The sequence below is a fragment of the Pseudomonas nitroreducens TX1 genome, assembly GCF_000313755.1.
GTDB lineage: Bacteria > Pseudomonadota > Gammaproteobacteria > Pseudomonadales > Pseudomonadaceae > Pseudomonas > Pseudomonas nitroreducens_A.
In genome coordinates this window covers 1-1,213 of record NZ_AMZB01000017.1, presented here as the reverse complement: position 1 = coordinate 1,213, position 1,213 = coordinate 1, and the positions used below count along the sequence as shown (strand labels likewise).

The window sequence follows — 1,213 nt, the reverse complement described above, 5'->3', positions numbered from 1 at the left end:
CCTCGGCCAGAGAATTTTGTTGGTTCGGACAGAGGCTGCTTCTGGCCGGTTGCGGCCGTGGTTAGGAGTATCGAGTAGCCACAGGGAATGTCTGCAGCAGCCTTATCACACCCCTTTCTCCGCTTCCTAGGATCGACGTGATAGTTTCCATGCGTCGTACGGAATCCCCGCGAAGGCTTCCCAACGACGAAGCCGCCCATCGGGCGGCTTTTTTATTGATTGCTTAGTCGAAAATACGAGCTAGTTTTTAATTCGCACGACTCATAGCCACCTTGGGGACCGTCTCCGTCATGCGGCATTTACTGCTCTGGTAGCAACTGATAGCCATGGACATTCGAATTGAATGCGTGGCTGGAGCCCAGCCCACGTGGAAGGTCTTCCTTGGGCCATATTTCTGGTCATGCGACAGTCAGCAGGAAGCTGAGGAGTGGGCGGCGAAGGCCGAAGCCTACGTCAGGACTCAGCGGAACATCGGGTATCGATTACCGTCGCCCCTTTCACCTATTCGCCGCAAAAGCTGGCGAGCGCCTCAACCGTGGTATAACCAAGCCAACTCGCGATTCGATATTTCACCTTTCCTCCCGTACGTTTCAGGGTACCTCGGAAATGGCTTGGGCTGCCCGAATGAGACCGGGCCTGACTTAGTGCACTACAACCTATTACGCCAAAAACAAACGTAACGGTTTCAGTTGAATGGCTGTGAGTTTCTTTATGGGCAATTACTGACCTATAGCAGCCGGTCGGCAGTGGTAGGCGAGAGCGCCAAGGGGCGGGGAAACCGGTCGCGAGTCGGCGGTAGTCCGAGGAGCTCAGGTCATAGAGTCACTCTAGGCCATTACGTGTCCACACATCAAATACAGACCGAGGCCTCAAAGGCCCCGGTCTACGCTCTAGTGGTTATTTGCCAGCGGTTAGCGCGTTGTAGCTGGTGATCAGGTTGCGGTAATCCGGGATGTGGTTGGAGCACAGCGCGGCCAGGCCTTCGATGTCGTTGCGCCAGTCGCGGTGCAGTTCACAGGCCACGCCGAACCAGGTCATGAGTTGCGCACCGGCCGCTTCCATGCGGCGCCAGGCGGCGTCGCGGGTCATCTCGTTGAAGGTGCCGGAGGCATCCGCCACCACGAACACATCGAACCCTTCGGCCAGGGCCGCCAGCGCCGGGAAGGCCACGCACACCTCGGTTACCACGCCGGCGATGATCAGTTGCTTCTTG

General features: G+C 57.5%; 1 protein-coding gene. It reads right to left on the bottom strand.

The window, feature by feature from the left end:
• Nucleotides 1-897: 897 nt before the first annotated feature.
• A partial coding sequence (locus C167_RS0100095) for an isochorismatase family protein (protein WP_017516263.1) occupies nt 898-1,213 on the bottom strand: 316 nt, incomplete at its 5' end.